Here is a 25,841-nt window from a genome sequence, read left to right as displayed (position 1 = left end):
AGACTATAGGTATTTAAGCGAAGGGAGTTTAGACTAATACTCAAAAGTCCCATACTCACTTTTTATAGTAAGCTTTTTTGATTGGTTCTGATTTGCATCAGAATGAAAAGCCTCTACTCTACCTATAATCTTAGCATTTACATTAAATGATTTTGAAATGGCTATAACATCTTCAGCAATTTCTGGTTTTATGTACAACTCCATACGATGCCCACAATTAAATACTTGGTACATTTCCTTCCAATCCGTTTTAGATTGTTCTTGTATCAATTTGAACAAAGGTGGAATTTTGAACATATTGTCTTTTACAATATGGAGCTTATCTATAAAATGAAGAATTTTAGTCTGTGCTCCACCACTGCAATGCACCATTCCATGAATAGAATCACTATTGTATGTATTTAAAATGGTTTTTATTATTGGCGCATAGGTTCTCGTAGGGGATAACACTAGCTTACCTGCATCTATAGGTGAATTCTCTACTGAATCGGTAAGTTTTGTTTGTCCAGAATACACTAGATCTTCTGGTACAGCGGCATCAAAACTTTCAGGATATTTTTCAGCCAAGTATTTTGAAAATACATCGTGTCTGGCAGAAGTTAAACCATTACTTCCCATACCTCCATTGTATTCAGTTTCGTAAGTGGCTTGACCAAAAGACTCTAAACCTACTATAGCATCTCCTTCACTAATGTTGGCATTATCTATAACATCAGAACGTTTCATCCTAGCGGTAACTGTAGAGTCTACGATGATGGTTCTAACTAAATCACCAACATCTGCCGTTTCACCTCCTGTGGAGTGAATTGTTACACCAAAGGATTTTAAATCTTCGATTAATTCTTCTGTTCCGTTGATAATCGCAGAAATCACTTCGCCCGGAATACGGTTTTTATTTCGTCCTATGGTAGACGACAGCATTATGTTGTCTGTAGCTCCTACGCAGAGTAGGTCGTCAATATTCATAATTAATGCATCTTGAGCTATACCTTTCCAGACAGAGAGGTCACCTGTTTCTTTCCAGTACATGTACGCTAAAGACGATTTTGTACCTGCACCATCTGCATGCATTATTAGGCAGTAGTCATCATCATTGGTTAAATAATCTGGAACTATTTTACAAAAAGCCTTAGGAAACAGCCCCTTATCAATATTTTTTATGGCATTATGCACATCTTCTTTAGATGCAGAAACGCCACGTTGTGCATACCTTTTACTAACCGAATTACCCATTGAAGAATTTTATAATTGGTTCTGCAAAAGTAAGAATTGATATTTATTATTTAATTAAATTGGAATTAATTATAGTTTCAATGCTATCTAACAGTTTTTGCTTTCTCTTATTACCGCCAAAATAAAAGTTTAAGCCCAATCCCATTCTAATGAAGCCAATATTACTTTCTGCTTGGATAATAGGATTGGACTCATCAGAGAAAACGTAATTATATTCGCCAAATAATTTTACACCAAATTTTTCTAGCACAATGAACTCTATTCCCAAACCTCCTTGAGCCTTAGCTGCAGTGGTTTCAAAAGAAGTATCTGCATTGTATCCATATCCACCGTAAATAAATGGACTAATATTATGATATGGGTTTATTAAATATTCTAGGTTTAAATCAAAGGACATAAATCCTTCGTGGAACGTTTCATCAAATGCCAGATTGTATCTATTAAAAGTTAAACTGATACCGAAATGCTCAGTAACATGGCGCTTGTAACCCAACCTAAAATAAATTCCTAATTCTGGCTGCGGAAAATCACCAGTAATCAGTGCCGTGCCAATGGCCATATCAGCAGCATTAGTGCCACGTAAATCATAGAACTCAATCTTTTTATAGAGCTTTTTATTTGTTTCTCCATTTTCATCTTGCGCATAAGTACTGTTTAAAAGAAAAACAGTTAATAATGTTGTTAGCAAAATGTACTTATATTTGATAATCATATCACCTTAATTAGAAAATAAGTTGGTGTCATTTAAGGTTACGGAGCTATGCAATATAGACAATTATTCTACAAAATGTACTAAAATGAGAGGTTTACAGCATTAAAAAAGGATAAAACCAGTATTATTGATTTTATCCTTTTTTTCTTTTTAAAGGCCATGAGCCCTGTAATATAATCTTAAAGTTTTAAGATTCCGTCTGTAACTCAGGTTGAACATTAACAACATCATCCTTGATAACATCCTTTATGTCTTCTGAATTGTCTTGAGAAAGAATTAAAGTCGCACCCACAAGAATAGCTACGCTTAATAGTAACTTCTTCATTTTTACAAATATTGATTAATAGCACTACAAACATACTAAATTAACTCTTTGCTTAAATGACTATGGCCTGTTTTTTGCCTAGAATTAACACGTTTTTCGACAATACGATAGTTGTAATCGACGAACTACACAGATACAGAATTTAAAACGATTTCTTCTACGTATCATTACTTATACATTAAGATAGGTAACTTTACGTTAATATACCTTTTATCATTAAAGGTCCTCTATTTTGAATAAAGCCTTATTTGGTAAATAAAAGTTCCCTATACTTCGTCAATGGCCAAAGCTCATCATCAATCATAAGCTCAAGTTTATCGCAATGATATCTTATATCTTCAAACAAAGGTTTTACTTTATTACAGTAACCGTCTGCTTTTTTCTCAATATTATCTATTTTATTTAAATTTCTACGTTCGTTAGTCATTTTTGTAACTAATGAGTTTATGGCTTCAATGTGGCTAGATATCTGTTCTATTAATGCAAGTTGTTCTTTAGCAAAATCTTTAAACTCACTGCCATAAATTGTCTTTAGACCTGTAACATTTTCAATCAATATGTTCTGATATCTTACAGCTGTAGGCACAATATGATTGCGGGCTATATCCCCTAGAACCCTGCTCTCAATTTGCGTATGAAGAATGTACTCTTCCATCTCAATCTCGAAACGCGCTTGTGCTTCGACCTTATTCATGACTCCTAAACTTTCAAAAAGCTCTAAAGATGACTTTGATACTTTTACTTTTAAAGCCTCTGGTGTTGTTTTATTATTACTCAAACCTCGCTTCTTAGCTTCTTTTTCCCACGCTTCGCTATAGCCATTACCCTCAAAAAGAATGTTTTTTGAAGTTTTAATATATTCTCTCAATACATTAAATATAGCATCATCCTTTTTCATGGTTTTTTTGTCTATCAATGCATCAACTTCTGTTTTAAAATCTATCAATTGTTTTGCCACTATAGTATTTAAAACTGTCATAGGGTTAGCACAATTAGCTGTAGAACCTACAGCCCTAAACTCAAACTTATTACCAGTAAAAGCAAATGGTGAGGTTCTATTTCTGTCCGTATTATCTAGAAGTATCTCAGGAATTTTTCCAACAACATTAAGCTTTAAATCTGTTTTTTCTTGCGGAGACAACTTTCCTTTGGTAACAGTTTTTAACTCCTCTAGCACATTGGTCAGTTGTGCACCTATAAATACAGAGATGATCGCAGGTGGAGCTTCATTTGCCCCCAACCTATGGTCGTTACTTGCTGATGCTATTGCTGCTCTCAATAACTCTTCATGGGTTTGAACCGCTTTAATCGTATTAATGAAAAAGGTCAGAAACTGTAAGTTACTCATCGGTGTTTTACCTGGTGATAAAAGATTAACACCTGTATCCGTACTTAAGCTCCAATTATTGTGCTTTCCAGATCCGTTGACACCCGCAAATGGTTTTTCGTGCATAAGCACCATAAAGCTATGACGCTCCGCAACTTTTTGCATTACATCCATTAATAATGAGTTATGGTCAACAGCTAAATTGGCTTCTTCATATATAGGAGCCAATTCAAACTGGTTTGGAGCCACCTCATTATGTCTCGTTTTTACCGGAATACCCAATAGCATGCACTCATTCTCCAAGTCTCGCATATACGCCATTGCTCTATTTGGTATAGTTCCAAAATAATGATCATCGAGCTGCTGACCCTTTGCTGGCGAATGTCCTAAAAGCGTTCGACCTGTCAATACAATATCTGGCCTTGATGTAGCAAGGTCGTTGTCTATTAAAAAGTATTCTTGTTCCCAACCTAAAGAAGCATTTACTTTCTTTACATTTTTATCGAAATATTTACAAACATCAACTGCTGCGTTATCTACCGCTTGAAGCGCTCGCAATAGAGGCGTCTTGTAATCTAATGCCTCGCCTGTATAAGCTACAAACACTGTTGGAATGCATAAGGTTGTACCATATATAAAAGCTGGAGATGTCGGATCCCAAGCAGTATAACCTCTAGCTTCAAAAGTATTTCTAATACCTCCATGCGGAAAACTGGAAGCATCAGGTTCTTGTTGCACCAATTGATCTCCCCCAAATTTTTCAATAGCTAAACCATCACCAATAGTTTCAAAAAAAGCATCATGTTTTTCTGCTGTTGCACCTGTTAAAGGCTGAAACCAATGTGTATAATGTGTCGCACCTTTGGAAATGGCCCATTCTTTCATTCCCGTAGAAATATGGTCCGCAATTATACGATCTATTTTGTTACCCTTTTCAATAGCCTCAAAAATACTATCCAAAGCATCTTTAGTTAAATATTGTCGCATTGCCGTTGCATTAAATACATTAAATCCAAAAACTTCGGAACGACGTTTAAACTCTTCAACCTTTAATGGCTTTCTTTTTAAAGATTCTTTTATTGCATTAAATCTTAATGTTGACATAATTATAATCTGTTTTAGACCACAAATCTAAATAAATATTAAATACCCTTAAAAATTTAAGGGTATTAACAACTGTTAATAAGATTTTTTAGCATTTAACCCTATTTTTTTTGGGGTATAATTAAATTTTAATGAAATTTGCCTATCAAAAATTCATAATCCTATTATAATGAGCAAATCAAAATTAGAATACATTTGGTTGGATGGCTACAAGCCAACTCAAAACATGAGAAGTAAAACCAAAGTTGAAGATGACTTTAGTGGTAAATTAGAAGATTGTCCTATTTGGTCTTTCGATGGTAGTTCTACCCGACAAGCTGAAGGAGGTTCTTCGGATTGTTTATTAAAACCTGTAGCAATTTACCCAGATCCTGCAAGAAAGGATGGTTACTTAGTAATGACAGAGGTTTTAAATGCAGACGGAACACCTCACGAGTCCAATGGTAGAGCAACAATTGAAGATGAAGATAATGACTTCTGGTTTGGTTTTGAACAAGAATACTTTATTATGGATAGAAAAACACAACTGCCTTTAGGATTTCCTGTTGGTGGTTATCCTGCACCTCAAGGTTTGTATTATTGCTCTGTTGGGGGTCGAAATACACACGGAAGAGACTTAGTTGAAGAACATGCAGACTTATGTATTGCCGCAGGTTTAAATTTTGAAGGCATTAACCAAGAAGTAGCATCTGGTCAGTGGGAGTTTCAACTATTTGCTAAAGGTGCTAAAAAAGCCGGAGATGAAATTTGGATAGCACGTTACTTATTGGATCGTCTTACCGAAAAATATGGATACTATATTGAATATCACCCAAAACCTCTTGGAAAAGATATGGATTGGAATGGTTCTGGTATGCATGCCAACTTCTCCAATACAACCTTGAGAACCTGTGGTAGCCAAGAAGTTTATGAAAAAATATGTGAAGCATTTAGACCTGTTGTAAAAGAACACATTGCCGTATATGGGGAGTTTAACGATCAACGTTTAACTGGTGACCATGAAACAGCGTCTATTGATGACTTTAGTTATGGTATATCAGACAGAGGTGCGTCTATTAGAATCCCAATTATTACTGTAGAAAAAGGCTGGAAAGGTTGGTTAGAGGACCGACGACCAGCTTCTAATGGTGATCCTTATAAAATTGCAGGTAGAATTATAAAAACTGTAAAAAGTGCTGATATAACAGCATAATCCTTATATAAAACTATTTGTTAAAGGCCTTGAGAGTAATCTTAAGGCTTTTTTATTTCAAAGTTAAATATATAAAAACAATATACGCCCCAAACAAAAGCATACCCTTGTAGCGACCAATAACAAACCGCTTGGGAATTAACATTAACGGTACTAAAATAGCCGCAAAAGCAATCATCCAAAAAATGTTTGTGGACAATATTTCTGGAGTTTCAGGATTAACCACAATAGGCTTTATAATAGCCGTTAAACCTAAAACTGAAGCAATATTGAATATATTGGAACCTATTAAATTCCCTAAAGAAATTGCCTTTTCCTTTTTAAGCGCAGCAATAACTGAAGCCGCTAGTTCTGGTACGCTTGTTCCTATGGCAATTACAGTTACCGAAATGGCATAATCGCTTATACCTATGGCTTTTGCCAATTGTTTCGCCCCTTCAACCAACCACTCAGAACCAAAATATAGACCTGCAGCACCAATTAACAACCACATTACAATTTTAAAATTAGAGACCACAGCTAACGCATCGTCAACCTCTTCAAGATTAGCCTTAGTCGATTTTCTTGAGCTACGGATTAATATGAAAAGAAAAACGATAAGCGCAACAAATAATATAAGACCTTCGACATCTGTTAATACTTCATCATTCTTCAAAAAGTAATAGAGCACAAAGGAAGCCAACATCATCATTGGCCAGTTGAGCCTATAGAAATCCCTATCTACTGCCAATGGGGAAATAATTGCGGTAATGCCCAAAACCAAACCAATATTTGCAATGTTAGACCCAATAACATTACCCAGTGCTATATCCGATATGCCATCAAAAGCTGCTTGCAAACTTACCAACAACTCTGGTGCAGAAGTTGCAAAAGACACCACGGTCATACCAATAACCAGTTTAGAAATTTTTAGCTTAAAAGACAAGCCAACTGATGCTCTTACCAAAAAATCACCACCTACCACCAGCAACGCTAAGCCAGCTATAACAAGGAATACACTCATTTAATTTATAGATATTTAATCTGCTCTCTTCATTAAATCGCGAAGATAGCATTTCATTTTTAAAGCAACGAAAAACTAAAAATTTCGTTAAATAACTATTATTTTAGTTTCATAACTATAAAAATAGTTATATTTGGAATCAAGATAATTTAATTTATCATTTCAATGCAAAAACTAACAAATAAAGAAGAGGAAATCATGCACATTTTATGGAAGCTCGAAAAAGGGTTTGTAAAAGATGTGCTAGCAGAGATTAAAACCGACAAGCCGCATTACAATACCCTATCCACAATTATTAGAAATTTGGAAGAGAAAGGCTATGTGAGTTATAATGCTTATGGAAAAACACACCAGTACTTCCCTATTGTTTCTAAAGAGGATTACAAAAAACGGTTTATGACCACTGCTATTGAAAACTATTTTAATAGCTCTTATAAAAATGTGGTGTCCTTTTTTGCCAAGGAAGAAAAGATAAGCGTTGATGAGCTTAAGGAAATTATTGCACTAATCGAAAATAAAGACTAATCATGGAGTATCTTTTAAAAGCATCTGCTGTAGTATTTATTTTCTATATTTTTTACAAAATGCTGTTACAGCGTGAAACATTTTTTCAGACCAACCGCCTATATCTATTGTTGGGGTTATTGACCTCATTATCAATTCCTTTGGTTGTTATACCAATTTATATAGAATATGTGCCTATGGTAGCAGACAATAACTTCACAATTGTTACAAATATGGAAGCTAATCAAAACGTTTCAGAGCCTACTTATAATATTTGGCAACTGTTGTATACCATTTATGGTGTTGGCCTCGCTTTCTTTTTGGGCAAATTACTTATAGAACTTGCGTCACTTAAATTCTTGCTGAACAAGCACCAATATTACAAAAGCGGACCGCACGTTTTAGTTGAAACCGATAACGATGTTCCTCCTTTTTCATTTTTTAATTGGATTGTTTACAACCCTAAAAAATATTCAAAAGAAGAGCTAAGTCACATCTTGAATCACGAAAAAGTACATGCCAAAGAATTACATTCTATCGATATTATCTTAACACAATTGGCTTGTGTAATCTTTTGGTTTAATCCTCTTATTTGGCTTTATAAAAAGGAAGTACAACAAAATTTAGAGTTTATAGCCGACAAAAAAGCACAGGATTTTTCTAAATGTGAAAAAAGCTACCAACGTATATTATTAAAGTCCAGTATTCCTAATCACAAGTTTTTAATCACAAATAATTTTTACAATTCACAAATCAAAAAACGAATAATCATGTTACACAAATCGAAATCAAAAAAGTTAAATGCTTTGAAATATTTGCTAATTCTACCAGCATTGGTACTCTTTTTAATGAGTTTTAATACAAAAGAAATTTTTATTGAAATTGATGACCCAAGAGATTTAACCGAAGTAGCACCAATTGAGGCTTCTGCTCATCTAAACAATTTCTATGATACTATAGAATTTGATGATAAAACAAATGCTAAGCCAAAAGGGAATGCCACAGCAACTAAAAACAATCAGAAAAAAGAGAATACGTTAATTGCTAAAGCCTCATCTAAAACACGTAAAAATGACTCTAACGCATTAGACAATACTTCTGTTGTAGTAATTAACAAAAACACATCAGATGCTGAGTTAGACATAATCAAAGAGGATCTAAAAAGAGAAGGGTTAACCGTTAAATTTAAAGGTATAAAGCGTAATAGCAAAGGAGAAATCACGGGTATTAAAATTGATGCCAAATCAAAAAAATCCAATGCCAGTTATAATGTAAACTCAGACGAAGCAATAGATCCTATAATGATAGTTTTTGATGAAGACAGTAACAGTATTTCAATTGGAAACGGACATACACAACATGGCAAAACTACTTACGTATATGAAACTCATACAGGAAATACACACAAAATTAATAAATCTGGCAGCGGAAACAATGTCTTTGTAATTACAGAAACAGAATATGAAGATGACAATGGACAAGACACAAAATATATAGTACGAAGCAATGGCAAAAAAGGAAAAGTAAAGACCATTAAAACATCTAAAAATATTGAACTGATTTCTGGGGATGATGATATAGTCGAAGTTATAGTTGAAGGTAAAAATAATGATGCGCAAGAAACCATAATAGTTAACGGAAAGAAAATTATTCTTGAAGAGGAAGACGACAATATTGTTGTTAAAGGCAGTGCCAAAGTAAAAGCTTTACATAAATTAAACAACCTTACGGATAGCAATAAAGACATAATTATTTTAAACAACTCTGGCAACAAAATCTATTTTTATAGCGATGACGGTAAAGCACCATTGATTATTATTGACGGTAAGGAATCTACAGAAGAAAACCTGCTTGAAATATCATCTGACAACATAGAATCTATGACAGTATTAAAAGACAAAAGTGCTATAGAAAAATATGGAGATAAAGCTAAAGATGGTGTTGTTATTATAAAAACAAAAAAGAACTAGTTAAATTTCATCAATCAATTAAAACGAAAAAGTCAAACTATTTATTTAGTTTGACTTTTTTTAATCTAACAATCTTGCACCAGATTATATTTGACACTATTTTATAATAACCTTCTTAATCATAGAACGGTTATTGCTAGAGAACTTCACAAGATATAAGCCTGGGGGCAAATTTAAATCTATATAATTATCCATAGATTTAAAATGTTTCAAAAGTTTACCATCTATAGAAAACACTTCAGCATTTGGTTTATTATTAAAGCCATAAACATATAGCCTCCCTTTTGTTGGATTAGGATATACCAATACTTCCGAAAATTCATTTCCATCAACACTTAATGACTGATCCCAAGCATCACCAATATTTGTTCCCCAAATATATTCTACTAAAAGCGGCTGATCTATAAATGGGTTTCTGTTTTTTTGCCATTCATAAACAATATTGTTTCTATTCATTTCAAAATCATCTGGCGGATCGTTTCTGTGCCAATCCAAAAGTGTTGCTAAATCACCCAATTGACCTACATTAGTTGGAAAACCATTGACCACTTCTAAATCGTTATACCTTATTTCCATATACAAAACACTACGTGCCACATCTCCCCTAAAACTTCCTAAAGTACCATTTGGCCCAACATATTCTCCATAATGCTGATTACCTCTCGAGCTATTTTCAGAAGCATCTGCAGCTCGCAAAGCATGCGCATCAGAGTTACCATGACGAAGGGAATCCGCTTTAGTTGTCCAGAATACATCTATACCATCTGCAACTTCATCCTCTTCAATATCAAAAAAACCACCTCTAGATCTAGGATAAGTGTGCTCTCTGTTCCATTTGCCTGCATTACTACTTCCAGTTTGCAAATCTAATTTAGCACGACCTTGCTCTGTATATAACAGCCAAACTTGGTTACTATTCTCTGGGTTTTGATCTGCTTCTAATAGAATATCAATTACATCTGCATAAGTTTGTGCTCTTACCACAGTTGGATCCGCAATAATATCTTGTAAAGCTTGCCTTAAAGCTGTATCTGCCAGACCATCTAAACTATCGTAATAGCCCACAGGCTGAGTACTTTGTACAATTCCTGTAGTTGGATTAAGTGGAGTTCCCCAAGCTGCCATTGTAAAATCGTTATCCACAACCCTAACCTCTACTAAATTATTGGACGGCACTACAGGTTCTTCTAAATCTACAAAACGGATTTGAAGCACCTCATCACCTTCGTCTAAATTGTCATCAACCAAATTAATAGTAGTGCTCGTAGAGTTTTGACCATTCAAAATAGTTAAACTTAAGTTTCCTGTAAAGTCCGAAGCATCAAAACCAAAATTGTTTAAACCAATGGTAAAGTTTAAGTCTGAAGTAACATTAGTTTCTGAAGTAAATGTAATATCGAAACTTGCACCTTCATCATATTGTGTCTCCATTACTGAAATCTCTACAGGATTAATAGCAATACCTGAACCATCATTTTCGCGTCGTGGTGTTGGTGTAGCCGTTGAAAAAGACTCGACTCCCATACCATCCACAAAGCGTTGAATCGATCTTGGGTTTGCATTTGTCCCATCATCATTGTACTGTGTTGTTTCACCCATTAATCCCAATAGAACTGTATCATCCGGATCATTGGTTCCATATACCATAGCGTCAACGAGATTATTCTGCGTCGCTAAAGTTCCTTGTGGAAAATCATTTACAGAAGCTTGATAAATCCCTACTGCATCAGCACCGTTCTGAATTACACTCTCAGAGGTTAAAACCTGGGGGAAAGGTGACACACCCTCACCACCTATAACCAACAAACCATTATTGTCAGTAGTGTAACCATTTAAATCAATAACCATATAACTAGAATCTGCACCACTACTAGAGCCATTAAAAAAAACAAGAATATAGCCATCAGTAGAAAAGTTTGGTGTTTGTGACTTCAATTCTATAAACTCTGCAGTATCCGTACTTGGAGAATCTGGATCAAGCTCGTTTATAATTAAATCTTGAGGCCAAACCAAAGTACAAGAGAATAGCACAAATAAAATTAATACGCATTTCATAATGAAAATTTTAACAAATATAGGTGTTATATGTTGTCTAATTGTTAAAACCCAAAATACTAAAATTTATTACAAAAAATATGCAAAAAATACTATGATAAATATCAGTAAAGTAAAACCCATAAAAGATGAAATGCCCTAAAACTGATAGTTTGAAGATGAAATGCCCCTACGTTTTAAAAAAACATTCAAAATATACCCTTGAAACATATAAATTCGTAATAAAAAAATCAATTTATTATTATAAATTATAACTTATTTATAGACAAGTCACAAATTTTAGTAAACATTATCATCTTTTTACTTATAAATGTAAATGCAAATTCATCGATTTTCACAAAAACGTTTGGAAGATTATTTGTTGTGGATATATATTGAAAACTCAATCAAGAAACATAACTGATTTATTAACCTCTAAACCAAAAAATTATGATGACATTAGCAAAATTGATTATTGATATTATTTTTTCAATATTCTAAATTAAAATCAACCAAAAACCAACCCTCAAAAAAGTAGAACTTAGTTCTAGAATAAGTTTTACTATTTTTGTTACAAAGTAATTTTAGACCAAAAAGTCTTTATTATTTGTACAATGAAGAAAACGATCTTTAAGGCTTTAGCTAAATTAAACAAAGCCATACTACCATCTTACACAAAAAAGCAGTTAGACCTAAGCAAGGCATCTAAACTACAACTTGCCATAATAGGCTGGCGAGTCTATGTAACGAAAAATGCATTAGACAAAAAAAAGACTACCGATTGGTAGCCTTTTAAAAACTCAATTTAATCTATCGCATTAGCGGTAAATTTTCTTTTTCAATAAAGTACATCTTAATTTCGTGTTACCGATCCCATAGGCAACGATCCTAAATTCTGATCGAATGCATGTGTTGCTGGTGCAGTATCGTTTCCTGCAGTTCCTACCAAAGGTTTTAATACGAAAGGTGCAGGAGAATCATCTGGAACCGGCTCAACCGAAATCACAACAGTGCGCCCTCTCACATCTAAAGGAAATGTTTCACCAGCTGGTACATTTTCAAAAAAGTCCTCGCCTGGCACTGGTGGCCCAGCAGCAGCTCCGCTAAATGGCGCAGCACTATCAGCTGTGTTAAATTCGGTAAATGTTCCTGTACTTAATGGTCCTGAGTCACCTACCACCCAACCTTCATAAGCCCAACCTGCTGGCAATGTAGGTAAAACAAAGTTTGGTGTTGGAGGCATTCCTGGGGTACCAAACCATACACCGTATTCATCGTTACCATTGTTCATACCAGATTCATCTGTTGGAGTTCTCAAAAAGAACGAACCGGCTGCATTAGAAAAATCTCCTACAATACTGGTATTTGCTGATACTGAGGCACCGTTAAAATCACCTACTAAAATCTTTGTGTCCGCTGGCGCAGGATTTGGATCAATTGCCGGTTCAATAGATAATACAAAACGTGTTGCGCTAGCTAATTGTGAAGCATCTACTGAAAACACCTGTGGAAATGCAACACTGGTAAATGTACCCGTGCTTACAGGTTCATCTTCTACAATTATCCACCCTTCATACACGTAATCAGCTCCCAAAGCCTCTAAACCTTCAAGGTTTAATATTAAATCTGATGTTGTTGACGTATTATTATCGTCGTCGCTACTGCAGGACATAGCAATTAAACCAATTGCCAATAATCCCAAAAATGTTTTTTTAATCATTGCTTGTTATTTAAATTATTTAAGGCAAATTTAGATTAGCGACAACGATTAAAATGTTAGGTGGCTAACAGTTGATATTTTTTAAATTTTTTTTTAATGATGAAACACCATTAATGGCAATAATAGGTTTTTACTAATTTTTGTTTTGCTAGGATCGGTAAATAATCGTTCAAAAAAACCTTTAAATTGGCCAACTAGAGTTATCATGTCGGCTCCCTTAGATAAATTATCATCGATTAAAATTGTCGACAACGACAAACCATAAACCGTATCGTAAGTGAACTTTTTCTCATTCAATAACTCTAACAACAACTCTTTATCAAGGTTTATTTTTGCTTGCAGATTGTCTTCAGAAGACAAAAACCTTACCACTTTTATATCAATATCTAGTTGTTTAACAAGATTTATAATATCCACAACTGTTTTATGATCTGCATAATCATCTATATCCAATGCCAACAATATTTTTTCTAATTTTCTATAACTGTGACCCTCTGGTACAACTAATGTATTACAATTTATAGTTCTTAAAACTTTTAAAGCGTTACTGCCAAGTAAAGCTTCCCGTAAATTAGAAGCACCGTTAGTACCCATGACCACATATTCTATGTTGTGCTTTAATATGGCTTGCTTAATTGCATCTACAAAGACATCGTAATCTACCACAGGATAAAATGTATGCAATCTATTATTGGAACGACGCTTTAAATCATTTACAATACGTTTCAATTTTTCATTATTTTCCTTAATTAAAGCCTCATAAATACTTTCGTTTGGTTTACTAACCATTAAATCATCTGTTGTATAAGTCATGGAATCATGAATGTTCATTACAATAAAATCACAAAAATCATTGTAATACAATTGTAATGCATACCGCATTGCGTTAATGGAATTCTCGGAGAAATCAGTAAGTAGAAGTATTTTTTTCATTGTAATTCTGCTTTCCGATAATTTACTAAAATAAAATCAGTCAACTGATGACATTTATCATTAAAAATATATTTGTAAGTGATTATATTCATTGAAAATTCCGTAATTATGATTAAAGATCTAGACCAGAAACAATGCAGTGGCGTATTAAAAAACAATTATATTGGCAACTTATCTTACATAAGTAGCAACAGACCCTATACGATTCCTATTACCTATTTTTATAATGAAAAGGACAACTATATGATCTGCTATTCTGGTCCAGGGCATAAAATTAATGCTATGCGAAAAAAACCTGAAATTTCTTTAGCAGTCAATACTATAAGTTCGCCTAGGGAATGGAAATCTGTTTTAGTCCATGGCAGTTATGATGAAGTTGATGGCGGAACGGCTAAACTGTATTTGCATGAGTTCTCTTTAGGTATTAAAAGTATTGTCCTAAAAAAGGAGCTTAAAGATCTAGATTACATAAGTGAATTCTCAAGTAAGATTTACAATCAAGACATTCCCATTGTATTTCTTATTAGTATTGAAGAAATGACAGGTAGAATGAGGTCTTAACAACTTAGATAAATTAAAAATAGCTCTAAATCATTTGCAATACTTCGTCATTTCATAAAAACTAAAAAATCCATTTCTTGAAAAAATGGATTTTTAACTCTAAGTGACCACGGCAGGATTCAAACCTGCAACCTCTTGAGCCGTAATCAAGTGCGCTATTCAGTTGCGCCACGTGGCCTTTTACCTTTTACATTTTAGCCCAAGACTTCAATTGTAAAAGGGGTGCAAATATAGAACTTTTATTAAAAATAATCCAAACTATTTATTTCAAAATTCTAATTGTATTTTTGAAGTATGATTTCCACCGAACTTCTTAAGCCTTTTAATTATCTTTTCGATTCAGAAATAATTGAAAACATTACTAAAGTTTCTTTTTTAAGAACATACAATAAAACTGATATTATTATAGACATAGGAGAGGAATTAAACTTTATCCCACTACTTATTAAAGGAAATATTAAGGTTTTAAGGGAGGATAATATCGGAGATGAGCTCTTGCTATATGTACTAGAGTCGGGTGATACCTGCGCCATGTCATTAACTTGCTGTATGTCTAAATCGGTAAGTAAAATAAGAGCCATTGCAGATGAAGATGTGACAGTAGTAATGATACCACTTGAAAACATGAAACTTTGGTTTAACTCTAATGAGAGTTGGCGAAATTTTATTTTACAGAGTTATCAAATTCGGTTTGACGAAATGCTAGAAACCATAGATACTTTAGCATTTATGAAAATGGATGAACGTTTGTTTAAACACCTTACTGATAAGGTTAAGCTATCTGCCTCTACTGATTTGGAAATAACTCATCAAGAAATCGCTGAAGATTTACACACTTCTAGAGTGGTTATATCTAGGCTTTTAAAGCAACTTGAAAAAGAACGTAAAATCAAGCTCGGAAGAAACAAAATTAAAGTCTTAGAGTTTTAGTAACTATTGTAACATTGGCTTAAATACATAACATTATTTTTGTATCAAATTAAATTTATGGAATATATTTTACAACCTTGGCCTTGGTACGTTTCTGGGCCGTGTATTGCGATTGTCATGTTTCTACTACTCTATTTTGGTAGAACATTTGGTATGTCATCAAACCTTAGGACATTATGTGCTATTGGCGGAGCTGGAAAACGTGTTGAGTTTTTTAAGTTCGATTGGAAAAGTCAGCGCTGGAATTTAGTGGTCGTATTGGGAGCTATCGCAGGCGGTTTTATAGCGCACCACTACTTATCTAATCCTATAAATATAGATTTGAGCCAAAATACGGTTGAAGACTTAAAAGCACTTGGTTTCGAAAACGCAGGGCAAAGCCTTCTACCGCCTGAACTATTTAGTTGGGATGCTGTTTTAAGCATTAAAGGTATATCCATCCTCATTTTTGGAGGATTTCTTGTGGGCTTCGGTACACGTTATGCTGGCGGATGCACTTCTGGCCATGCCATTACAGGTTTGAGCAGTTTACAAAGACCTTCGCTAATCGCTGTAATTGGTTTTTTTATAGGAGGTTTAATCATGATTCATTTTATTTATCCAATACTATTTTAAGATGGGAAAATATATAAAGTTCTTTGTAGTAGGCCTGTTTTTCGGAATTGTCTTAGTAAAATCCGAAGCCGTATCGTGGTACCGAATTTTTGAAATGTTTAAGTTTCAATCTTTTCATATGTATGGCATTATAGGTACTGCGGTAGCTACAGGTATAATATTACTCTTAGTATCAAATCAATTAAAGATAAAAACCATAAATGGCAGCAACTTAAAAGTACCGCTAAAGGAAAGAGGATTGACTCGCTATATCTTAGGAGGAATTATATTTGGGCTAGGTTGGGCATTATGTGGCGCATGTCCTGGCCCAATGTATATACTTGTAGGCACTGGTGTTTTTTCGATAATCATCGTAATTGCCGCTGCACTTTTAGGCACCTATGTTTATGGTTTGCTAAGAAACAAACTACCGCATTAGATGGAAATTACTGAAATTTTAGGATTTTTAGGAGCATTGATTGTCGGTTTGGTCTTGGGTCTTATTGGCGGAGGAGGATCCATACTAACCGTTCCAGTTTTAGTATACCTTATTGGCCTTAACCCCATTACAGCAACAGCATATTCTTTATTTGTTGTTGGCGTCACCTCAGTTATTGGTGCCTTCCAGAATTTTAGAAAAGGTATGGTAGATATAAAAACCGCTATCATTTTTGCCATTCCTGCTTTTATTGCTGTCTATCTCACAAGACGCTTCTTGGTACAGATGATACCAGAAGTTGTCTTTTCAGTTGGAGATTTTGAAGTCACCAACAACATATTTATCATGGTGCTATTTGCTGTCATTATGCTTCTCGCAAGCTATTCCATGATAAAAAATAAACCTAACAAGCTAAAAAATATTGAAACAGAAACTCAAAGTTTTAATTATCCTTTAATTGCTGTAGAAGGTTTTGTGGTTGGAATTCTCACTGGCATCGTTGGTGCTGGCGGAGGGTTTTTAATTATTCCCGCATTAGTATTATTGGCTAAGCTACCCATGAAAAAAGCTGTTGGAACATCACTATTAATCATTGCCGTAAAATCATTAATCGGTTTTTTGGGAGACATACCAAATATTGAAATAGATTGGACATTCTTATCAACCTTTACCTTAATATCAATAATAGGTATTATTTTAGGGGGTTACCTTTCAAAATTTATCAGTGGAAAAAAGCTAAAGAAAGGCTTTGGTTATTTTACACTTATCATGGCGATTTATATCATTTACAAAGAGCTCTTATAATACTTTGTGATAAATGTCACATTACAAAAATTGAAGTTTTGTAAATTTGTACTATTCAAAACTATAAAAATGAAAATTGAACAATTATATACAGGATGTTTAGCACAAGGTGCATACTACATTGAATCTGAAGGAGAAGTTGCTATCATTGATCCACTTAGGGAAACACAGCAATATGTCGATAAGGCAAAGACCAATAACGCAAAGATCAAATATATTTTAGAAACACATTTTCATGCTGATTTTGTTTCTGGCCATGTGGACTTAGCTGAAAAGACTGGTGCTACCATAGTTTTTGGACCAGGAGCTACCACAGATTATGATATTCATTCTGCAATAGATGGCGAGGAATTAAAGCTAGGGAAATTGACTATCAAAGTACTTCATACACCTGGACACACATTAGAATCTGTGACCTATTTATTAAAAGATGAAACAGGAAAAGACCATGCCATATTTTCTGGAGATACTTTATTCTTAGGTGATGTAGGCCGACCAGATTTAGCCATAAAATCTGATTTAACCAAAGAAGATTTAGCCGGGATGCTCTTCGATTCTTTACGCACCAAAATAATGCCTTTAGCAAATGATGTTATTGTATATCCTGCTCATGGTGCTGGTTCAGCATGCGGAAAAAATCTAAGTAAAGAAACTGTAGGAGTTTTGGGTGAGCAGAAGAAAACCAATTATGCATTACGTGCAGATATGACAAAAGCTGAATTTGTAAAAGAAGTACTCGATGGCATTGCCCCTCCTCCACAGTATTTTGCTAAAAATGCAATGATGAATAAAATGGGGTACGATGCTTTTGACGCTGTTTTAAAAACTGGAGACAATCCCTTAAACCCTGAGGAGTTTGAAGCGTTGGCTAATCATGAATCCGCTTTGGTATTAGATGTAAGATCACAGTCAGATTATATAAAAGGTCATATTCCCAACTCCATATTCATTGGATTAAACGGTCAGTTTGCTCCCTGGGTTGGAGCGCTAATTACAGATATTAAGCAACCTATTGTTTTAGTTGTTCCTGAAGGAAAATCCACGGAAGCCGTAACACGATTATCTCGTGTAGGTTATGACAATACGTTAGGTTATTTAGAAGGAGGGATTGAAGCCTGGAAAGCGTCTGGCAAAGATATTGATACACTAGAATCTATTTCTGCTGAAGAGTTTGCCAATAGAGCCAAATCATCAGATATTAACATTCTCGATGTTAGAAAAGATGGTGAGTATACATCTATGCATTTAGAAAATGCGCAACATTTATCTTTAGATTACATTAATGAGAAAATGAACGAAGTTGACAAAGACAAAACCTATTACGTACATTGTGCTGGTGGTTATCGCTCTGTAATTGCAGCTTCCATACTAAAAGCTAGAGGTTACGATAATCTTATTGATATTGCTGGTGGTTTTGCCGCCATAAAAAAAACGGATTTACCGACTACAGATTTCGTATGCCTGTCGACCTTATAATTAATTATTACGTTAAGTTGAGCGCAGACTAAACCTTATAGAATATTATCTTTCAAAGACTTTGACTGCACTCAGTTTTACTAAATCGTAGAATATTATGATCTCAACAGTAAAAATTCAAAATTTAAAATGTCATGGTTGTGCCAATACAATTGTTACGCAACTTTCAAAATTAGATGGCGTAGAAAACGTAAGTGTTGACAATGAAACTGATGAAGTTAGTTTCAGTCATAATTCGGAAACTATATTTGAAACTGCTAAAAAGAAACTATCGGATTTAGGTTATCCTATGGAAGGTGAAACCAATTCTCTACCCAAAAAAGCTAAATCTTTTGTGAGTTGTGCAGTTGGTAGGATGAGTAAATAGACTCTGAGTTCGTTTTAGAATACAAATTATTACATGTAATTGAAGAATCTGAAAACAAAAGTTCAGATTAAACGATTTCAGCACTAAGTCCAGCCTGTAGAAGCTTAGAACAGCGTGGCTTTAAATCGTCGTAAGAGCCAGTTTTTACAGTACACTTTCCTTTATAATGTACAATGATAGCGCATTGCTCGGCTTGCTCCGGAACATGGTCACAAGCATAAATAAGTGTATCTATAACATGGTCAAAGGTATTGACATCATCGTTAAACAAAACAATTTCATTCTGTTTTATAACCTCTTCTTCAAGAAGCAATTCTTCGGATTGTTTTTCTTTTGTCATAGCTTTAACGGATTTGAGGATTTCTCGTTATACTAATTTATAAATTTTAACGATACCCACTGCTCTCTTTGTATAATTTCATCCAATTTTAACATGTGCTCGTTACATTTGGCCTCGATTAATGGAATGTCGTCTTCATAAAACCCGCTTAAGAACAGCATACCATTATCATTCAAGCTTTTAGCATATTCTGAAATATCTGCTAAAAGAATATTTCTATTAATATTAGCAATTATACTGTCATAACTTTTTCCATTAAGTAAACTTACGTCTCCTTTATAAACCGAAATATGGTTACAATTATTGCGTTCCACATTTTCTATGCTATTAAGGTAGCACCAGTTATCAATATCAATCGCATCTAAGTTAGTGGCACCAACTTTTTCTGCAAGAATTGCCAAAACACCCGTACCACAACCCATATCTAAGACTGATTTTTTATTAAAATCATTTTTCAGAATGTGCTGTATCATCATATGAGTGGTCTCATGATGACCAGTACCAAAACTCATTTTGGGCTCAATAATTACATCGTATTGGGTATTGGGTGTGTCGTGAAAAGGTGCACGGACTGTTACCAAATCATCAACAACTATAGGCTTAAAGTTCTTTTCCCATTCTTCGTTCCAATTGGTTTGCTCTATTTCGTTAAACTCATAGGTAATTTTAAATTCATCTGATTTTAAAATTTGAATACCATCTAAAATAAACGCATTCCAATCGTCTTTTTGTATGTAAGCCGTAAGACCTTCGTCATTCTCAACAAAGCTCTCAAAACCAGTATAACCCAGTTCCGCTATTAGTATTTCTGTGGCTGGTTGAAGCGGATTCACCTTAAAATCATAGCCTATATATATTGTATCAGACATTACTAAAATGCGTTCACGATTGCATAAAAATCTTCCGCTTTTAGGGACGCTCCTCCAATAAGGCCTCCATCTACATCTGGCTTTCCAAAGATTTCTTTGGCATTGTTGGGTTTTACACTTCCACCATAAAGGATTGAAACTGAATCTGCAGTGGCACTACCATATTTTTCAGCTAATGTCTTTCTAATAAAGGCATGCATATCTTGAGCTTGTTCTGGTGAAGCTGTTTCACCTGTGCCAATTGCCCAAACAGGTTCGTAAGCTAAAACAATATTTTTAAATGCATCCGCACCTAAATGAAATAACGCATTCCTAATCTGGCTTTCTACAACAACTTCTTCATTTTCTGCCTTACGATCCGACAATTCTTCACCAAAACAGAATATTACCCTTATATCATTAGCTAAAGCAGCATCAACTTTTTTAGCTAGAGATTCGTCTGTTTCATTGAAATAAGCTCTTCTTTCACTATGACCCAATATCACGGTTTTAATACCTATACTCTTTAGCATACCCGCACTTACTTCTCCGGTATATGCTCCGTCTTCTGCAAAATGCATGTTTTGAGCAATAACTTCGATATCGTGTTGTCTTGTAGACTGAAAAGCATGCCATAAGTTGGTAAATGTCGGTGCTATCATCACCTCTGCATCTGAAGCTTTGGTTTGCTTTTTTAATTCTACAATCAATGACTCCGTCTGAATTAGACCATTATTCATTTTCCAGTTTCCGGCTACTATATGTTTTCTCATTTTATAGTGAATTGAATTCTACTTTACTTTAAGATTACAAAAATAAGGTATTAAAGAAGAAAGACGGTTGATAATTGTCAGGTAATTGTTAAGACAACTCTACTCTTGGATCTAACCATGCATATATTATATCAACTAGGATATTAATTGTAATAAAAACTATTGCAATGACCAGAACAGCTCCCATAATTACTGGTAAATCTAGTGTATTTAGAGCATTGACGATTTCTTTTCCCAAACCGTTCCAACCAAAAATATATTCTACAAAAACTGCACCAGCAAGCATTGAAGCAAACCATCCAGATATGGCGGTAACCACAGGGTTTAATGCATTCTTTACAGCATGATTTTTTATAACCTGAAACTCACTCAATCCCTTGGCCCTCGCTGTTCTAATATAATCTTGGTTCATAACTTCTAGTAATGAATTACGCATCAATTGTATAACCACAGCCAATGGACGAATCCCTAAAACTATCGCTGGCAGAATTAAATTTTTCCATTGAATAGTCATCTTTTCGCCAAAATCATCTAACTCATAAAGGCTACCTGTCATCTCTAAATTGGTGTATTTATGAAGTACAAATCCGAAAAGCCATGCGAATAAAATAGCACTAAAAAAAGAAGGCACACTCATACCGAACGTACTAAGAATCTGAATGGTTTTATCGATCCAAGTATCTTTATAAAGCGCAGAGATAATTCCAAAAATAATTCCAAGGCTAATAGCTATAAAAATTGCAGAAACCGCTAATACAAATGTATTCGGAATGGTATCTCCAATAACCTCAGTTACCTTTTTGCCTTGTTTGGTAAAGGATTCTCTAAGATAGGGTGTTTTTATAACCGTAGTGACATTTCCTATTGTAAACAAACGGGAAGGATTATATTTGTTTGTACTTAAATAGGTGTAATCTTCTGAATTATTAGAATGAAATGAAATGGGCGATAAATCATTTAAGTAATATAAAAACTGAGTTCCTAATGGCTTATCGAATCCATATTTTTTTTTGACTGCTTCTACCTGCTCTGCCGTTTGGTTTTGACCAAGCATCATCTTTGCAGGATCACCGGGAAGGATTGTAAACAAAAAGAAGATAACAGTGACGACACCTAGTAAGGTGATAAAGGCATAAAATAGTTTGTTTATTAAATAACGAATCAAATTTTCTTAATTCAAACACATTGCAAATCGCAAGAACTAAATTGTAATATTCAATTTATCAAAAAAAGGAATACTGTAACTTATTACTACAGTTCAATATCTTCCATATCGTTCCAGTGTGCTTTGTTTGTAACTGTTCCTTTTTCTAAAAGTACAACTCCTGGGTTAGAACGTACAATGGTTTTAACCACTTTTTCATCACAGAGGTAAAAATCGAAATTAAGATTATACTCTTGCTTTAAATTTTGCTTAGCTTCTTCACCTGATGATGTTAAACCAATAACCGTATATCCTTTTTTTATAGCTTCATCTGAAAAGTATTTTAGCTTTACCACTCCGTCTGCTTCAGCTTTAGAAATATTATACATTGCTACCATAATAAGATTCTCCTTTTCTAAAAAGTAGGATGTCAAATCTTCATCATTAGATTCAATAGAAAAATCTTGAATTGGTGGAATATAACCTTCGTCTATAGTCTCTGTATCAACCCCAATATATTCTCCATCAACCTCTGGGTAACTACCACTGGTAACAAATTTCTCTTCCTCTCCATTAACCTTAAATGTCCATGTATACTCTAAAACAGGCTTAGCTGCATCTTCAGGAATCTCCATTTGTTTTTGTAGATTTTTTCCAATAGCATAAGCTCTAAAATCAATTGCCGGTAAATGCATCAATACATGATACCCAAACCAAAGCGATACAATAAAACTTAATAAAGCCAATACAGTGGTTGGTAATTTTGTGAAAATAGGCTTGATGTATTTTAAACCGTAAACCAATATTAAAATTAAAACCAGTAGAATAATATCTTTAGTAAAGCTTTCCCAAGGTGTCAATTTTAAGGCATCTCCAAAACAACCACAATCTTTCACTTTATCGAAATATGCCGAATAAAAGGTTAAGAACGTAAAAAACACAATCATTGCCAGCAAGCTATATACCGTAAATTTAGGCTTATAACCGATTAACAAAAAAACACCCAAAACAACTTCAAAAACGACAACAAAGACAGAAATCAATAATGCGTAAGGAATTAAAAACTCTAGATTTAAAACATCTTCACCAAAATACTCTTGAAGCTTATAAGAAAACCCCAGAGGATCATTGAGTTTTATAAATCCCGAAATAATAAAAAGGACTCCAACGAATACTCTACTTATCTGTACTATGTATTTCATAAAATATAAATTCCATAAAAATCAAGACTGTAAACCCTGGTATTTAGAGTTAGGCTCTTGGATTTTGATTATTAATTTAATTCACCTAAATGGATAAGAGCAAACACCGCATAATTAATCATATCTTGATAATTGGCATCAATACCTTCACTAACAAGTGTCTTACCTGCATTATCCTCTATTTGTTTAACGCGCAATAGCTTTTGCAGTATCAAGTCCGTTAAAGAACTCACGCGCATGTCTCGCCAGGCCTCACCATAATCATGATTTTTATCTAACATCAACTGTTTGGTTAAGGCTATTTTTTCATCATAAAGCTCAGTTGCTTCTTCCGTATTTAAATCGGGCTGTTCAACCACACCTTTTTCTATTTGAATTAATGCCATTAAACAATAATTGATAATACCTATAAATTCGCTTACCTCACCTTCATCAACCTTTCTTACCGAGTTTTGTTGCAAACTTCTTATGCGTTGTGCTTTTATAAAAATCTGGTCTGTAAGCGATGGTAATCTTAAAATTCTCCATGCACTACCATAATCACTCATCTTGTTTACAAAAAGCGCTCTACATTTTGCTATAACTCCATCGTATTGTTTTGATGTTTCTTGCATTAAGTTCAATTAAAATTTGCGTAAATTTCGCTTAAATAGTTCAAAGTTCAAAGTTCCGAGTTCAATGTTTTGGAAAGCGTTTAAAAGTTTGGAAATATGTTGATAACTTTGGATTTTAAATTTATAATCTTGAATCATACCACAACCATAAACTGCAAAGGCAAACTCATAGACCTAACCTCACCTAAAGTGATGGGAATACTTAATGTTACTCCAGATTCTTTTTTTGATGGTGGACAACACAAAAATGAATCTGCAATTCTAAAACAAGCAGAAACCATGCTTAATGAAGGTGCAACGTTCATTGATATTGGCGGCTACAGTTCGCGACCAGGATCTGACTTCGTTTCTGAAGAAGAAGAATTGAATCGGGTTATTCCTGTAATTGAAATGATTTTAAACCATTTTCCTGAAACATTGATTTCCGTTGACACCTTTAGAAGTCAAATAGCTAAAAAAAGTATTGAAGCTGGTGCTGCACTTATTAATGATATTTCGGCTGGAAAATTAGATAAAACCATGTTAGAAACCGTTGGAAAATTAGGTGTTCCGTACATAATGATGCATATGAAAGGAAATCCTAAAACCATGCAACAACAAACCGATTATGAAGATTTAATTAAGGATATTAATCTCTATTTCGCAGAACGGATTACAAAAGCACATGCTGAAAATATAAACGATATCATTATTGATCCAGGTTTTGGTTTTGCAAAAACCCTAGAGCAAAACTATGTACTGCTAAATAAAATGAACCTTTTTCAACTTGCGGATAAACCTATTTTGGTCGGAATCTCAAGAAAGTCCATGGTTTATAAAACGTTCGATACAACAGCAAATGAAGCTTTAAACGGAACCACAGCATTACACATGGTTGCACTGCAAAGAGGAGCAAAAATTCTACGTGTACACGATGTAAAAGAAGCTATGGAATGTATAACCTTGTATAATCAATTAACTATCGGCTAAATGAATCGTTATTTTTATTTATTATTAATTTTATTGACTTTAAGTTGTAATAACGAACGTGTTTTACAGCTACCCGAAATTGAAAACGCAGAGATTACTAAAGTCTTGGATGTTTCACCGGCTTATATTTTTTATGACGAAACACAACCAGATTCTACTTTATTGAATAGAAAAAACCTCATTAGCACAACCAATTGGTTAGTCAATGTAGACAAACGATTGACTTTACGACAAGCCATTCCACATATTAAATTTCTACAAGATAAAAAGCGAAATGCAGAGATACATATGAATGAAAATGCCAAAAACTATTTTACTTGTAACGATACAAGCATTGGCAATTTGGGGTTTGTTGAGTTTACGGATGTTGACTTTATTACAAATATTAACTCTTATGAAAACAACCAAAATATAGACAATGAAATAAGGACTGTTTATATTCATTTTTTTTCAAATGATGTTTTTAGTATAACAGAACTTTTTGGAGGAAAACAAACTAAAGAGGAAACAATGGCACTAAAGCCCTATTTTAATAAAGATTATTTTGATTCATACAGGGAAAATAAAAATAAAATCACTTTATCATTTGACAAAAGATTAAGCTTTCAAAGCTATATCAATTTAAAACATAAAGTTCTAATGTTTACAAATGAAATGTCTGAAATAAGTAATGACGAAATCATTTATTAACTTAAATTCTTAAATTAGCAAAAACACTAACCT

27 protein-coding genes and 1 tRNA gene are annotated in these 25,841 nt (G+C 33.9%); 13 read left to right on the top strand and 15 right to left on the bottom strand.

Annotation, left to right across the window (positions count from 1 at the left end):
- Nucleotides 1–33 precede the first annotated feature (33 nt).
- From KCG49_RS04450 to KCG49_RS04435, 4 genes are all read right to left on the bottom strand, one after another.
- On the bottom strand, nucleotides 34–1,233 hold the full coding sequence (locus tag KCG49_RS04450; protein ID WP_218544999.1) for an AIR synthase related protein: 1,200 nt from the start codon (nucleotides 1,231–1,233) through the stop codon (nucleotides 34–36).
- Nucleotides 1,234–1,279: 46 nt separating this feature from the next.
- On the bottom strand, nucleotides 1,280–1,921 hold the full coding sequence (locus tag KCG49_RS04445; RefSeq protein ID WP_256259856.1) for an outer membrane beta-barrel protein: 642 nt from the start codon (nucleotides 1,919–1,921) through the stop codon (nucleotides 1,280–1,282).
- Nucleotides 1,922–2,132: 211 nt separating this feature from the next.
- Nucleotides 2,133–2,270, bottom strand: a complete 138-nt coding sequence (locus KCG49_RS04440) for a hypothetical protein (protein ID WP_218544997.1) — start codon at nucleotides 2,268–2,270, stop codon at nucleotides 2,133–2,135.
- A gap of 244 nt (nucleotides 2,271–2,514) precedes the next feature.
- Nucleotides 2,515–4,701: a glutamine synthetase III family protein gene (locus tag KCG49_RS04435; RefSeq protein ID WP_218544996.1), complete on the bottom strand. Its 2,187-nt coding sequence runs from the start codon at nucleotides 4,699–4,701 to the stop codon at nucleotides 2,515–2,517.
- Nucleotides 4,702–4,870: 169 nt separating this feature from the next.
- On the opposite strand from KCG49_RS04435, the gene KCG49_RS04430 reads away from it, so the two are divergent.
- Nucleotides 4,871–5,893 carry a glutamine synthetase beta-grasp domain-containing protein gene (locus tag KCG49_RS04430; RefSeq protein ID WP_218544995.1) on the top strand — a complete coding sequence of 341 codons (1,023 nt, stop codon included), beginning with the start codon at nucleotides 4,871–4,873 and terminating at the stop codon, nucleotides 5,891–5,893.
- A gap of 52 nt (nucleotides 5,894–5,945) precedes the next feature.
- On the opposite strand, the gene KCG49_RS04425 is transcribed toward KCG49_RS04430, so the two are convergent.
- Nucleotides 5,946–6,896: a calcium/sodium antiporter gene (locus tag KCG49_RS04425; protein WP_218544994.1), complete on the bottom strand. Its 951-nt coding sequence runs from the start codon at nucleotides 6,894–6,896 to the stop codon at nucleotides 5,946–5,948.
- Nucleotides 6,897–7,061: 165 nt separating this feature from the next.
- Here KCG49_RS04425 and KCG49_RS04420 point away from each other — a divergent pair, with 165 nt between their 5' ends.
- Nucleotides 7,062–7,421, top strand: a complete 360-nt coding sequence (locus KCG49_RS04420; RefSeq protein WP_218544993.1) for a BlaI/MecI/CopY family transcriptional regulator — start codon at nucleotides 7,062–7,064, stop codon at nucleotides 7,419–7,421.
- Between the two features lie 2 nt (nucleotides 7,422–7,423).
- Nucleotides 7,424–9,370 (top strand): M56 family metallopeptidase, encoded by a 1,947-nt coding sequence (locus KCG49_RS04415; protein WP_218544992.1) that lies wholly within the window; start codon nucleotides 7,424–7,426, stop codon nucleotides 9,368–9,370.
- A 96-nt stretch (nucleotides 9,371–9,466) separates the two neighbouring features.
- Here KCG49_RS04415 and KCG49_RS04410 read toward each other — a convergent pair whose 3' ends face one another.
- Nucleotides 9,467–11,425, bottom strand: a complete 1,959-nt coding sequence (locus tag KCG49_RS04410; protein WP_218544991.1) for an endonuclease — start codon at nucleotides 11,423–11,425, stop codon at nucleotides 9,467–9,469.
- 593 nt (nucleotides 11,426–12,018) lie between these two features.
- On the opposite strand from KCG49_RS04410, the gene KCG49_RS04405 reads away from it, so the two are divergent.
- A complete protein-coding gene (locus KCG49_RS04405) occupies nucleotides 12,019–12,192 on the top strand; it encodes an SsrA-binding protein (RefSeq protein WP_218544990.1) in 174 nt (57 codons plus the stop codon).
- Between the two features lie 65 nt (nucleotides 12,193–12,257).
- Here KCG49_RS04405 and KCG49_RS04400 read toward each other — a convergent pair whose 3' ends face one another.
- The gene (locus KCG49_RS04400) at nucleotides 12,258–13,124 is read right to left on the bottom strand and encodes an anti-sigma factor (protein ID WP_218544989.1); all 867 of its coding nucleotides are present in this window, start codon (nucleotides 13,122–13,124) and stop codon (nucleotides 12,258–12,260) included.
- Nucleotides 13,125–13,217: 93 nt separating this feature from the next.
- Complete coding sequence (locus KCG49_RS04395) at nucleotides 13,218–14,057, bottom strand: universal stress protein (protein ID WP_218544988.1); 840 nt, start codon at nucleotides 14,055–14,057, stop codon at nucleotides 13,218–13,220.
- A gap of 108 nt (nucleotides 14,058–14,165) precedes the next feature.
- Between KCG49_RS04395 and KCG49_RS04390 the strand changes: the two genes are divergently transcribed.
- Nucleotides 14,166–14,618 (top strand): pyridoxamine 5'-phosphate oxidase family protein, encoded by a 453-nt coding sequence (locus KCG49_RS04390; protein WP_218544987.1) that lies wholly within the window; start codon nucleotides 14,166–14,168, stop codon nucleotides 14,616–14,618.
- Nucleotides 14,619–14,722: 104 nt separating this feature from the next.
- On the opposite strand, the gene KCG49_RS04385 is transcribed toward KCG49_RS04390, so the two are convergent.
- A tRNA-Arg gene (locus KCG49_RS04385) sits at nucleotides 14,723–14,796 on the bottom strand.
- A gap of 116 nt (nucleotides 14,797–14,912) precedes the next feature.
- On the opposite strand from KCG49_RS04385, the gene KCG49_RS04380 reads away from it, so the two are divergent.
- From KCG49_RS04380 to KCG49_RS04355, 6 genes are all read left to right on the top strand, one after another.
- Nucleotides 14,913–15,548, top strand: coding sequence for a Crp/Fnr family transcriptional regulator (locus KCG49_RS04380; RefSeq protein WP_218544986.1), 636 nt, complete (start codon nucleotides 14,913–14,915; stop codon nucleotides 15,546–15,548).
- A 57-nt stretch (nucleotides 15,549–15,605) separates the two neighbouring features.
- Nucleotides 15,606–16,163, top strand: a complete 558-nt coding sequence (locus KCG49_RS04375; RefSeq protein WP_218544985.1) for a YeeE/YedE family protein — start codon at nucleotides 15,606–15,608, stop codon at nucleotides 16,161–16,163.
- A gap of 1 nt (nucleotide 16,164) precedes the next feature.
- A complete protein-coding gene (locus KCG49_RS04370; protein WP_218544984.1) occupies nucleotides 16,165–16,581 on the top strand; it encodes a DUF6691 family protein in 417 nt (138 codons plus the stop codon).
- Entirely contained in the window at nucleotides 16,582–17,385 is an 804-nt protein-coding gene (locus tag KCG49_RS04365) for a sulfite exporter TauE/SafE family protein (protein ID WP_218544983.1), read from the top strand.
- Between the two features lie 69 nt (nucleotides 17,386–17,454).
- A complete protein-coding gene (locus KCG49_RS04360) occupies nucleotides 17,455–18,861 on the top strand; it encodes an MBL fold metallo-hydrolase (RefSeq protein WP_218544982.1) in 1,407 nt (468 codons plus the stop codon).
- 97 nt (nucleotides 18,862–18,958) lie between these two features.
- Nucleotides 18,959–19,228, top strand: a complete 270-nt coding sequence (locus KCG49_RS04355) for a heavy-metal-associated domain-containing protein (protein WP_218544981.1) — start codon at nucleotides 18,959–18,961, stop codon at nucleotides 19,226–19,228.
- A 67-nt stretch (nucleotides 19,229–19,295) separates the two neighbouring features.
- On the opposite strand, the gene KCG49_RS04350 is transcribed toward KCG49_RS04355, so the two are convergent.
- From KCG49_RS04350 to KCG49_RS04325, 6 genes are all read right to left on the bottom strand, one after another.
- Complete coding sequence (locus tag KCG49_RS04350; RefSeq protein WP_218544980.1) at nucleotides 19,296–19,568, bottom strand: ATP-dependent Clp protease adaptor ClpS; 273 nt, start codon at nucleotides 19,566–19,568, stop codon at nucleotides 19,296–19,298.
- A gap of 32 nt (nucleotides 19,569–19,600) precedes the next feature.
- Nucleotides 19,601–20,437 carry a 50S ribosomal protein L11 methyltransferase gene (prmA, locus tag KCG49_RS04345; protein ID WP_218544979.1) on the bottom strand — a complete coding sequence of 279 codons (837 nt, stop codon included), beginning with the start codon at nucleotides 20,435–20,437 and terminating at the stop codon, nucleotides 19,601–19,603.
- Nucleotides 20,438–20,439: 2 nt separating this feature from the next.
- Complete coding sequence (gene tpiA, locus KCG49_RS04340) at nucleotides 20,440–21,189, bottom strand: triose-phosphate isomerase (protein WP_218544978.1); 750 nt, start codon at nucleotides 21,187–21,189, stop codon at nucleotides 20,440–20,442.
- Between the two features lie 88 nt (nucleotides 21,190–21,277).
- A complete protein-coding gene (locus tag KCG49_RS04335) occupies nucleotides 21,278–22,354 on the bottom strand; it encodes an ABC transporter permease (RefSeq protein ID WP_218544977.1) in 1,077 nt (358 codons plus the stop codon).
- A gap of 86 nt (nucleotides 22,355–22,440) precedes the next feature.
- Nucleotides 22,441–23,535 (bottom strand): BT_3928 family protein, encoded by a 1,095-nt coding sequence (locus KCG49_RS04330; RefSeq protein WP_218544976.1) that lies wholly within the window; start codon nucleotides 23,533–23,535, stop codon nucleotides 22,441–22,443.
- A 71-nt stretch (nucleotides 23,536–23,606) separates the two neighbouring features.
- A complete protein-coding gene (locus tag KCG49_RS04325; protein WP_218544975.1) occupies nucleotides 23,607–24,149 on the bottom strand; it encodes a DUF1599 domain-containing protein in 543 nt (180 codons plus the stop codon).
- A 192-nt stretch (nucleotides 24,150–24,341) separates the two neighbouring features.
- Here KCG49_RS04325 and folP point away from each other — a divergent pair, with 192 nt between their 5' ends.
- A complete protein-coding gene (folP, locus tag KCG49_RS04320; protein WP_256259881.1) occupies nucleotides 24,342–25,118 on the top strand; it encodes a dihydropteroate synthase in 777 nt (258 codons plus the stop codon).
- Nucleotides 25,119–25,808, top strand: a complete 690-nt coding sequence (locus KCG49_RS04315) for a hypothetical protein (protein ID WP_218544973.1) — start codon at nucleotides 25,119–25,121, stop codon at nucleotides 25,806–25,808.
- Nucleotides 25,809–25,841 lie beyond the last annotated feature (33 nt).

Source organism: Winogradskyella luteola, assembly GCF_019203985.1.
GTDB lineage: Bacteria > Bacteroidota > Bacteroidia > Flavobacteriales > Flavobacteriaceae > Winogradskyella > Winogradskyella luteola.
The sequence above is the reverse complement of the archived record's forward strand: the minus strand, read 5'-3'. Positions and strand labels throughout refer to the sequence as shown.

What these genes read in the sequence shown, in the direction of transcription:
- KCG49_RS04425 (WP_218544994.1), bottom strand. Translation starts at nt 6,896, where the DNA reads ATGAGTGTATTCCTTGTTATAGCTGGCTTAGCGTTGCTGGTGGTAGGT.
- KCG49_RS04435 (WP_218544996.1), bottom strand. Translation starts at nt 4,701, where the DNA reads ATGTCAACATTAAGATTTAATGCAATAAAAGAATCTTTAAAAAGAAAG.
- KCG49_RS04380 (WP_218544986.1), top strand. Translation starts at nt 14,913, where the DNA reads ATGATTTCCACCGAACTTCTTAAGCCTTTTAATTATCTTTTCGATTCA.
- prmA (WP_218544979.1), bottom strand. Translation starts at nt 20,437, where the DNA reads ATGTCTGATACAATATATATAGGCTATGATTTTAAGGTGAATCCGCTT.
- tpiA (WP_218544978.1), bottom strand. Translation starts at nt 21,189, where the DNA reads ATGAGAAAACATATAGTAGCCGGAAACTGGAAAATGAATAATGGTCTA.
- KCG49_RS04430 (WP_218544995.1), top strand. Translation starts at nt 4,871, where the DNA reads ATGAGCAAATCAAAATTAGAATACATTTGGTTGGATGGCTACAAGCCA.
- KCG49_RS04375 (WP_218544985.1), top strand. Translation starts at nt 15,606, where the DNA reads ATGGAATATATTTTACAACCTTGGCCTTGGTACGTTTCTGGGCCGTGT.
- KCG49_RS04410 (WP_218544991.1), bottom strand. Translation starts at nt 11,425, where the DNA reads ATGAAATGCGTATTAATTTTATTTGTGCTATTCTCTTGTACTTTGGTT.
- KCG49_RS04360 (WP_218544982.1), top strand. Translation starts at nt 17,455, where the DNA reads ATGAAAATTGAACAATTATATACAGGATGTTTAGCACAAGGTGCATAC.
- KCG49_RS04355 (WP_218544981.1), top strand. Translation starts at nt 18,959, where the DNA reads ATGATCTCAACAGTAAAAATTCAAAATTTAAAATGTCATGGTTGTGCC.
- KCG49_RS04325 (WP_218544975.1), bottom strand. Translation starts at nt 24,149, where the DNA reads ATGCAAGAAACATCAAAACAATACGATGGAGTTATAGCAAAATGTAGA.
- KCG49_RS04405 (WP_218544990.1), top strand. Translation starts at nt 12,019, where the DNA reads ATGAAGAAAACGATCTTTAAGGCTTTAGCTAAATTAAACAAAGCCATA.
- folP (WP_256259881.1), top strand. Translation starts at nt 24,342, where the DNA reads ATGGGAATACTTAATGTTACTCCAGATTCTTTTTTTGATGGTGGACAA.
- KCG49_RS04365 (WP_218544983.1), top strand. Translation starts at nt 16,582, where the DNA reads ATGGAAATTACTGAAATTTTAGGATTTTTAGGAGCATTGATTGTCGGT.
- KCG49_RS04415 (WP_218544992.1), top strand. Translation starts at nt 7,424, where the DNA reads ATGGAGTATCTTTTAAAAGCATCTGCTGTAGTATTTATTTTCTATATT.
- KCG49_RS04390 (WP_218544987.1), top strand. Translation starts at nt 14,166, where the DNA reads ATGATTAAAGATCTAGACCAGAAACAATGCAGTGGCGTATTAAAAAAC.
- KCG49_RS04450 (WP_218544999.1), bottom strand. Translation starts at nt 1,233, where the DNA reads ATGGGTAATTCGGTTAGTAAAAGGTATGCACAACGTGGCGTTTCTGCA.
- KCG49_RS04440 (WP_218544997.1), bottom strand. Translation starts at nt 2,270, where the DNA reads ATGAAGAAGTTACTATTAAGCGTAGCTATTCTTGTGGGTGCGACTTTA.
- KCG49_RS04315 (WP_218544973.1), top strand. Translation starts at nt 25,119, where the DNA reads ATGAATCGTTATTTTTATTTATTATTAATTTTATTGACTTTAAGTTGT.
- KCG49_RS04400 (WP_218544989.1), bottom strand. Translation starts at nt 13,124, where the DNA reads ATGATTAAAAAAACATTTTTGGGATTATTGGCAATTGGTTTAATTGCT.
- KCG49_RS04395 (WP_218544988.1), bottom strand. Translation starts at nt 14,057, where the DNA reads ATGAAAAAAATACTTCTACTTACTGATTTCTCCGAGAATTCCATTAAC.
- KCG49_RS04350 (WP_218544980.1), bottom strand. Translation starts at nt 19,568, where the DNA reads ATGACAAAAGAAAAACAATCCGAAGAATTGCTTCTTGAAGAAGAGGTT.
- KCG49_RS04330 (WP_218544976.1), bottom strand. Translation starts at nt 23,535, where the DNA reads ATGAAATACATAGTACAGATAAGTAGAGTATTCGTTGGAGTCCTTTTT.
- KCG49_RS04420 (WP_218544993.1), top strand. Translation starts at nt 7,062, where the DNA reads ATGCAAAAACTAACAAATAAAGAAGAGGAAATCATGCACATTTTATGG.
- KCG49_RS04370 (WP_218544984.1), top strand. Translation starts at nt 16,165, where the DNA reads ATGGGAAAATATATAAAGTTCTTTGTAGTAGGCCTGTTTTTCGGAATT.